Genomic DNA, 8,082 nt, shown 5'->3' on the forward strand with positions numbered 1-8,082 from the left:
ATACCTCGCTCAACTGCCGGGGAGCCTTGTCCGTTCTTCCTCGGTCCACGACCGCCCGACTGTCACCCGATCGGTGGCCGCTCTGAAAAGGCTCAGTGACGGGGTCACCCGGAGTATTTCTGCGACCGTAAGCGTCGGAATCGCTAAGATTGTCCCCATTGGTGGTTCCATCACCGTGGGAATGGATCAGAGCCATATCGAAACCTGGGGGCAATCAACCACGGAGACCGTTACAGACGGCCTCATCCTCAGTCCGCATAACAAGGGTTGCTGGAGCGGAGGCCCTAGACACCAGCCCCGGCTGTTCGGACCGCACGATCCGACGCCGTGTCAAACAGTGGGCCCAAATGGGGATATCGAAGCAGGTCCACGCCCTGGCACTGCAGGCGTACGACCGCATGATCGGCCTCGGCCTGGCCGAGGTCTCGGTGGACGGCTGCATCACCAGGCCCCCTCTCGTCGGCGAGGAGGCCGGCCGTTCTCCGGTCGACCGCGGCAAGCAGGGCCTCAAACGCTCGGTGTCCTCCGACGCGGCCGGAGTGCCGCTGGGGATCGTCTCCGCCGGCGCCAACCGGCACGACTCGCCCCTGCTCGGCCTCACCCTCCAGGCCACGAAGAACCAGGTCGGCCCCCTGCCGGACGAGGTGAACGTCAACCTGGACCGCGGATACGACAGCACCAAGACCCGTGACCTGCTGGACGAGTTCGGCTTCGCCGGTGAGATCGCCCGCAAGGGCGTGCCGGCGCCGATCCAGGCCGGAAAGCGTTGGGTGGTCGAGCGCATGCACTCCTGGATGAACAGCTACGGCAAGCTGCGTCGCTGCACCGAGAAGACCGGTGACGCCGTGGACTTCTACCTGTATCTGGCCGCCGCCTTCGTCACGCTCCGCATGCTCATCCGTCGCGCGACCAGCCGCTACCGCTGGGACGACCGCCCCACCACCCGACGCCTCAAGTGATCCATTCGCCGGACGGTCTTACATGGCGGGCCGCACGCCGACCGCCTCGTGTGCCCAATCCAGCAACGGACTGGCTGCGAAGAGGGGGAGGCCGGTGGCCGGTGCCGCACATCGAAGTGCACGGATGCGGGGATGGGCCCGGATCCCCTCCTCATCACGAGGGGGCAGACAACAGCGCTCGGCGCTACGGGAGGCCCGCTGGCGCCCACCGGAGCTCGCCGACGTTGGCGGGACGACGAGGCATCCTCACCGACACGATCGGGCTCCTCCTCGCTGTGACCGTCACCGCCGCGAGCCTCTCCGAAAATTCCGTGGGAAAACAACTCCTCGACCAGGCCAAGAAAACGTACCCGCCATCTCCAAGAGCTGGGTCGACACCGGCTTCAAAAACGCCGTCGTCGAGCACGGCGCGAGCCTGGGAATCGACGTCGAAGTCGTCAATAGAAACCCAGAAATCCGCGGCTTGGGAGTTGCCCGGACTGCACTGCACGGCTGAATCCGAGCAGGCAGTGATCTTCACTGTGCGAAGACGGTACTTCGCTCTCTTGCAGGGGGCTGGTCCAGGCGGGTTGTCGGGCCAGGACGAGGTCGTGAAGGGGCCTGACCAAGGGCACCTGCCCGATACTGATCTTCCTGGTGGACAGGTGCCCCGCTGCCAAATGGCGCCCGGGGTGCGGCCGGGCGATGCTGAAGGTACAGGAGTGGCCACAGCGAAGGAGTGCGGTGATTTCTGCCGGCTGATGTGACCTTGCGAAGGATGTGGCTGTGTACTTCGTGGACACCGTGGAGCTTCCGACCCTGGGAAATCGCAGCTATCTGGCCGGCGGGCCCTATGCTGCCGTGGCCGTGGACCCACCGCGCGATATCGACCGCGTCATCGCTGCGGCCGTCCGGCGCGGTGTGCGGATCACCGTGGTCGCCGAGACGCACGTACACAACGACTACATCACCGGAGGGCTGGAGCTGGCCCAGGTCAGTGGAGCTCGGTACGTGGTCCCGGCAGGGGCCGCGGTTGCCTTCACCCGCACGCCCTTCACTGACGGTGACACGATCGGCGTGGACCAGCAGCTGGTGCTGCGCGCGCTGGGCACTCCCGGACACACCCCGCACCACACCGCTTACGTCCTGGAAGAGGAACAACAACCAGTGGCGGTGTTCACCGGCGGGTCGCTTCTGATCGGCACGGTGGGCCGTCCCGACTTGGTGGAACCCTGGCTCACCAGGCAGCTTGCCCGTGCTCAGTACGCCTCGGCCCATCGCCTGGCCGACGAACTGGCCGACGACATTCCGGTATATCCCACTCACGGCTTCGGCAGCTTCTGCTCGAGCTCGCAAGCTCACGGGGAAACGACGACGATCGGCACCGAACGCAAGAACAACGGCGCCTTGACCATGGATGTGGACGCCTTCGTGGCCGAGTTGCTGGAGGGCCTGGACGACGTGCCGGCGTACTACGCGCGGATGGCGCCTGCCAACGCCGCAGGACCTGCACCGGTCGATCTCAGGCCCCCCGCAACGGCGGACGCCGAAGAGATCGCCGCCAGGCTGGCGGCCGGAGAGTGGGTCGTCGATCTGCGTCCCCGGATGGCATTTGCCGAAGGGCATGTCGCCCATTCGCTCAATTTCGAGGGCGCCGGCAAGCTGGCCACCTACCTTGCCTGGCTGATCCCTTTCGGGAAGCCCGTCACGCTGCTGGCCCGGACGCCGCAGCAGATCGCTGCGGCTCAGCGCGAGCTGGTACGCGTGGGCATCGACCGTCCGGCGGCCGCAGCGACAGGCGAGCCAAGCGACTGGGTGCGCGAAGGGGAGCAGCTCGCCTCGTTCCGACGGGCGTGCTTCGCCGACCTTGCCGAAGCACGCAGGCACGGCGAGGAGGTGGTGGTGCTGGACGTACGTCGTGACTCCGAGCGCGGGCGCGGATGGGTCGAGAACTCGATCCACATACCCATCCACCAGCTGCAAGACCGGCTCGACCACGTGCTGCCGGAGGGCTCTCCTGTCTGGGCCCACTGCGCTGCCGGGATGCGAGCGGCGATCGCCGCATCCCTGCTGGATGCGGCTGGACGCCATGTGGTCGTCCTCGACGACACATTCGATGCGGCTGTCCGCGAGGGACTGACTCTGCCCAGGGCCGCGGAGGACTGACGCCGCCCCGAGCTGATCGTTTCCTCAACCACACGCCGGCTCCGGACTCGGTGAACGTCCGGTGCCGCAGTCCGCGGATCAGTGTTCCTGCTAGTTGGCGCCGAGCTCGATCGGCACGCCGACGAGGGAGCCGTACTCAGTCCAGGAACCGTCGTAGTTCTTGACGCCGTCGACGCCGAGCAGCTCGTGCAGGACGAACCAGGTCAGCGCGGAACGCTCACCGATACGGCAGTAGGCGATGGTGTCCTTCGCCAGGTCGACCTGCTCCTCGGCGTAGAGCTCCTTGAGTTCGTCGTCCGACTTGAAGGTGCCGTCGTCGTTGGCGTTCTTGGACCAGGGGATGTTGCGGGCGCTCGGGATGTGGCCGGGGCGCTGCGCCTGCTCCTGTGGCAGGTGGGCCGGGGCGAGCAGCTTGCCGCTGAACTCGTCGGGGGAGCGGACGTCGACCAGGTTCTGGCTGCCGATCGCGGCGACCGCGTCGTCACGGAAGGCGCGGATGGAGGTGTCCTGGGCCTTGGCCTTGTACTCGGCGGCCGGGCGCTGCGGGACGTCGGTGCCGTCGACCAGTTCGCGCTCCTCGAGCTCCCACTTCTTGCGGCCGCCGTCCAGGAGCCTCACGTCCTGGTGGCCGTAGAGCTTGAAGTACCAATAGGCGTAGGACGCAAACCAGTTGTTGTTGCCGCCGTAGAGGACGACCGTGTCGTCGTTCGCGATGCCTTTCTCGGACAGCAGCTTCTCGAAGCCCACCTGGTCCACGAAGTCGCGGCGGACCGGGTCCTGGAGGTCTTTCTTCCAGTCGATCCGGACGGCGTTCTTGATGTGGTCCTTGTCGTAGGCCGAGGTGTCCTCGTCGACCTCGACGACGACGACCTTCGGGTCGTCCAGTTGGGCCTCGACCCAGTCGGCGTTTACCAGGACCTCGCTGCGGCTCATGCTGTTTCTCCTCCGGGGCAGTGTGCGGCGGACATGTTCCTGCACGTTTTCCGTAGAAGGCTTGGTGCACCCGCTGGACGCCGGCGACATGTGCGGGGCCTCGACACGGATTGGCGGCCCTCAGGGCGACGCAGTAGGTGGTGATCTGGCGCAGGCGATGGCTCGTTCCCGGCACGATGTGCACCCTCTAGAGCCGATCGTAAGATGGCCGCCCATATCGCGCCACCTGTGCCGTTACGAGTGGTTGACGGCGTGGGCACCGAGCTGGACCGGGTCCGCGGAACCTGCCCGGCAAGCTGGCCTGCGCATCGAGTAAGTGCCGTCCCCGTGGGGTGATCCGGTCGTTCTGGCAGCGGCGCATGCGTCCCGTTGCCCCGTCCTGATCGTCTCGCCGACCGGGAGACCACGCCTCATCGAGATCCGCGACAACCTGGCGGAACGGATCGCGGAGGCCGAACGCGAAGGCTGGCTCGGTGAAGTCGAAGGTCTCTCCACCAGCCTGGCCGCCGCCAAGGAGAAGATCGCCCAACTCGATGCACATCAGGAGCGGAAGGGCTCACAGGTCTTTCTAGGAGTTCCAACATTCGATCAACTCGTTGCCCGAACCGCCGAAGCAACCAACTCCTGACTCGATCTGGCTGACAGCCACGACCCCGTAGTTCAGAGAAGGCACCGACCACGACGATCCCGACCCCGGTCCGCGGCCGGGGCACGTCTACCGGGAGTTGGTCGGCGGGCCGTTGGATGGCCTGCTGCTGGACGTCACCGGCTGGAGCGCGGGGCAGCTGGCCGAGGGCGCTGCCCTGAGCACCGAGATCGGCGCGTTCGGTCCTGGGGGCCGGGCGGTGTACGCACCGCGGGCGGATGATCCGCGTGCTGGGACTGGGGCGGAGACATCCGCTGAGTGCTGGTTGCCTGCCCGGCCCGGCGGCGGCAACGGCTTCAGTGGTGGGCACCGCCGGGCCTGAGCAAGGCTCGCACACCGTCTACCGGCATCGCTGCGGCGGCCGGGTTGCTGTCGTTCGGGCGGCACGGACCCACGCGCCGGACCCGGGGCGTGGGTCCTCCTGCGTAAGAGGGCAGCGCACCTATTGCGCCCACATACTCAGTCTCCGGGCACGGTGCCCCTGCGCCCCCACGACGGCGTCCGTAGACTCGGCGGCTGCTTCCGGCAGCTGGCGGGAAGCACCTGCTGTCTAGGAAAGGACCCGTGCCGTGAGCCCCGCGGACCGATCGGATGCCCCCATCTACGCCGAAACGAGCGTGGGGATGTCCCGGCCGAAGCGCGCCAGGTGGCTGAGCAGACACAGCGGATGCTCGAGCAGGCGGTCGACTTTGGCCGGCATTCGTACGGACGCAGCTGGCAGTAGACGGCAGGGCCCTTGGGCGGCTGATAGCGCCGACCGTGCCATGCGGTTGCGCTGGTACTCGCCGACCGGATCGCCGGAGCCGAACACGAGGGGTGCCTCGGCGAGAGGCCGGGTGTCGCCCGGGCCGTGACGAAGCTCGGGCCGCCTCGTTTAATTGCGTATCCCCCGAGCTGTGAGGCTCCCGGTGACGTAGCCCCGGGAGCCTCATGCTGTCCGATGCCGCGTCGCGGGAGACGGTGCGACCACGCACCCGGGCTGGACGGCCTCGTCTTCCTCGGCATCGACATGACGCGTCCCACCTCGCAGGAGCGGCCGGACATCGCCCGCAAACGCGGCCAGGTTTAGATACGAACGCGCGTCGGTGATCGTCACGAGCAACAAGCCCTTCGGTCGCTGGGGCGAGGTCTTCGGCGACGACACCGTCGCCGCCGCGATGATCGACCGCCTCGTCCACCACGCCGAAGTGATCTCCCTCAAGGGCGACAGCTACCGAATGCGGGGCCGCGACCTCGGACGGGTTCCAGCGGCCAACACCGGGGAATGACCAACATCAACTGAGCAGCTGGGGGTCACTTTTCAACCGCCGGAAGTGGGTCACGATTCAAGCGTCGCCGACACTCGAGTACAGCGTCTGCTGTGCCGCCGCTCGCGCGCTGCGGCGGCGCTCGAGCCTCAGGGGTGTCGCGGCGCGGTGGCGGTCTAGAACAGCAGCCGATGACCGCCAGACTGAGGGGGAGGACGACGGCACTGACTACGAGCAGTTCGCGCGGCAGAGCGGGCTGCGTGCTCAGCAGCGCAGCTCGCATCGCCCAGCCGCCAGGGCGGGCACAGCTGGCAGCTCGGATCAGGCTGGCGGCATGTCGATGCCGAATTGGTGCAGCAGCCCTCGGTGAGGTCGGTGGCGCATGCGGTGAGGCCGCGTCGTCCGCGAGGGAGGCGAGTTCGCTGCCAACTCCGGCCCGGAGCTGGCCGCATAGAAGGTCTCCACAGTCCGAGGGGATTGACAGAGCTCATGTCCCTCACCAATGGGACCGGCTCTGTGTGCGGGTCGGGCGTCGCGTTCCAGCGCAGGCGGCCAGCCGGTGGCGCTCATGCTGCTCGGCGTCGTCATCTTCATCGGCGACGCCGAGGAGTCGTACGGGATAGTCCGGCGCCTCATGGACGCGCTCCCGCCCGGCAGCCACCTGGTGCTGTGGAACGAGAAATGCTTGAGGGGCGCACGGACCAGGTTGTCATGCGGCTTTCTGTTCTGGTCCGTACGCCATCGGGTGAACGATTACCGGCGGCTCAGCCTTGCGAGCTCACCAAGCCTGCCGAGGCCATGGCGGCCGCTGCCCGGTCATGGGCGTTGCTCTGGCCGGACAGGTCTGGGTGGCCGGGCTTGTCGTGGTCGCCCTTCTTGCAGACGGTGACGGTGGAGGACTGGTAGGTGTCGTCGCCGGCGAAGGTGGCGGTGTAGCAGGCCTCCTTGTCCTGCTTGCCGGTGACCTTGCAGGTGGCTCGGCCCTCGTTGTCGGTCGTGTCGCTGCACAGCGTCGTGGAGTCGGTGGTGAATTCGATGGTCTGGCCTTCCAGGGGCTGGCCCTCGGCGCTCAGCGTGGCCTTCAGCGTGAGGCCGTCCTTGCCCTTGGAGCCCTTGCCCTTGGAGCCCTTCTTCTTCTCCACCTTCAGCTTCAGCTTGGTCGGGGTCTTCTCGAAGGTGGCGAACGCCACATCCTTCGGGGCGTCACCGACGGGGAAGGTGGCGATGACGGTGTTGGAGGCCGTGTTGATCACCGACACATTGTCCGAGTTGAAGTTGGTGACGTAGACGCGGTTGTTGTCCGGGGTCACCGCCACACCAATGGGGGCGTCACCGACGGGGATGGTGGCGGTGACGGTGTTGGTGACAGTGTTGATCACCGATACATTGTCGTCGCCCTGGTTGGGGACGTAGACGCGGGTTCCGTTGGGGGAAACCGCGACACCCGCGGGGGCGTTGCCGACGGGGATCGTAGCGATGACAGTGTTGGTGGCCGTGTTGATCACCGACACCGTGTTGCCGAATTCGTTGGTGACGTAAACGCGGGTGCCGTCAGGAGTCACCACCAGCGCCGACGGGCCGTCACCGACGGGGATGGGGGCCCCGATGACGGTGTTGGTGGCGGTGTCGATCACCGACACCGTGTCGTCGCCGAGGTTGGCGACGTAGACGCGGGTGCCGTCCGGGGTAGGCGCCACCCCGTAGGGGAGATCGCCGACGGGGATGGTGGCGATGACGGCGTTGGTGTCCGTGCTGATCACCGACACATTGTCCGAGAGAGAGTTGGCGGTGTAGACGCGGGTGCCGTCCGAGGAAATCGACACATCGCGGGGCCCGTCGCCGATGGGGATGGTGGCGGTGACGGTGTTGGTGGCGGTGTCGATCACCGACACCGTGTCGTCGCCGAAGTTGGTGACGTAGGCGCGCTCGTTGTTCGGGGTCACCGCCACATCACCGGGGGCGTTGCCGACGGGGATGGTGGCGGTGACGGTGTTGGTGGCAGTGTCGACCACCGACACGTTGTTCGAGTTGAGGTTGGCGACGTAGGCGACGGTCCTGTCCTGGGCGGCGGCCGGGGTGGCCAGCGTGACCGGCAGGGCCAGGCCCGCCAGCACAGCCAGTCCCGTCAGCCAGACCGGCACCAGCCTCCACC

At 67.1% G+C, this 8,082-nt stretch carries 5 protein-coding genes and 5 pseudogenes; 8 read left to right on the forward strand and 2 right to left on the reverse strand.

The window, feature by feature from the left end; genetic code table 11:
• Positions 1 to 269: 269 nt before the first annotated feature.
• The 3 genes and pseudogenes from AB0D12_RS40695 to AB0D12_RS40705 form a co-directional block, all read left to right on the forward strand.
• Positions 270 to 959: pseudogene (locus AB0D12_RS40695) on the forward strand (transposase); the annotation flags it as partial.
• A gap of 233 nt (positions 960 to 1,192) precedes the next feature.
• Positions 1,193 to 1,422: pseudogene (locus AB0D12_RS40700) on the forward strand (IS5/IS1182 family transposase); the annotation flags it as partial.
• A gap of 302 nt (positions 1,423 to 1,724) precedes the next feature.
• On the forward strand, positions 1,725 to 3,104 hold the full coding sequence (locus AB0D12_RS40705) for an MBL fold metallo-hydrolase (RefSeq protein ID WP_362695001.1): 1,380 nt from the start codon (positions 1,725 to 1,727) through the stop codon (positions 3,102 to 3,104).
• A gap of 90 nt (positions 3,105 to 3,194) precedes the next feature.
• Here the strand turns inward: AB0D12_RS40705 and AB0D12_RS40710 are convergent, their stop codons facing one another.
• The gene (locus AB0D12_RS40710; protein WP_362695004.1) at positions 3,195 to 4,037 is read right to left on the reverse strand and encodes a sulfurtransferase; all 843 of its coding nucleotides are present in this window, start codon (positions 4,035 to 4,037) and stop codon (positions 3,195 to 3,197) included.
• 316 nt (positions 4,038 to 4,353) lie between these two features.
• Here AB0D12_RS40710 and AB0D12_RS40715 point away from each other — a divergent pair, with 316 nt between their 5' ends.
• From AB0D12_RS40715 to AB0D12_RS40735, 5 genes and pseudogenes are all read left to right on the forward strand, one after another.
• Positions 4,354 to 4,665 carry a hypothetical protein gene (locus AB0D12_RS40715; RefSeq protein ID WP_362695006.1) on the forward strand — a complete coding sequence of 104 codons (312 nt, stop codon included), beginning with the start codon at positions 4,354 to 4,356 and terminating at the stop codon, positions 4,663 to 4,665.
• Positions 4,666 to 4,705: 40 nt separating this feature from the next.
• Positions 4,706 to 4,941: pseudogene (locus AB0D12_RS40720) on the forward strand (hypothetical protein); the annotation flags it as partial.
• A 682-nt stretch (positions 4,942 to 5,623) separates the two neighbouring features.
• Positions 5,624 to 5,752 carry a hypothetical protein gene (locus AB0D12_RS40725; RefSeq protein ID WP_362695009.1) on the forward strand — a complete coding sequence of 43 codons (129 nt, stop codon included), beginning with the start codon at positions 5,624 to 5,626 and terminating at the stop codon, positions 5,750 to 5,752.
• Positions 5,751 to 5,951, forward strand: a pseudogene (locus tag AB0D12_RS40730) (ATP-binding protein); the annotation flags it as partial. The gene AB0D12_RS40725 and the pseudogene AB0D12_RS40730, both read left to right, overlap by 2 nt.
• A gap of 508 nt (positions 5,952 to 6,459) precedes the next feature.
• Positions 6,460 to 6,600: pseudogene (locus AB0D12_RS40735) on the forward strand (SAM-dependent methyltransferase); the annotation flags it as partial.
• A 94-nt stretch (positions 6,601 to 6,694) separates the two neighbouring features.
• Here the strand turns inward: AB0D12_RS40735 and AB0D12_RS40740 are convergent.
• A partial coding sequence (locus AB0D12_RS40740; RefSeq protein ID WP_362695012.1) for a beta-propeller fold lactonase family protein occupies positions 6,695 to 8,082 on the reverse strand: 1,388 nt, incomplete at its 5' end.

This window comes from Streptomyces sp. NPDC048479, assembly GCF_040651435.1.
Taxonomy (GTDB): Bacteria; Actinomycetota; Actinomycetes; order Streptomycetales; family Streptomycetaceae; genus Streptomyces.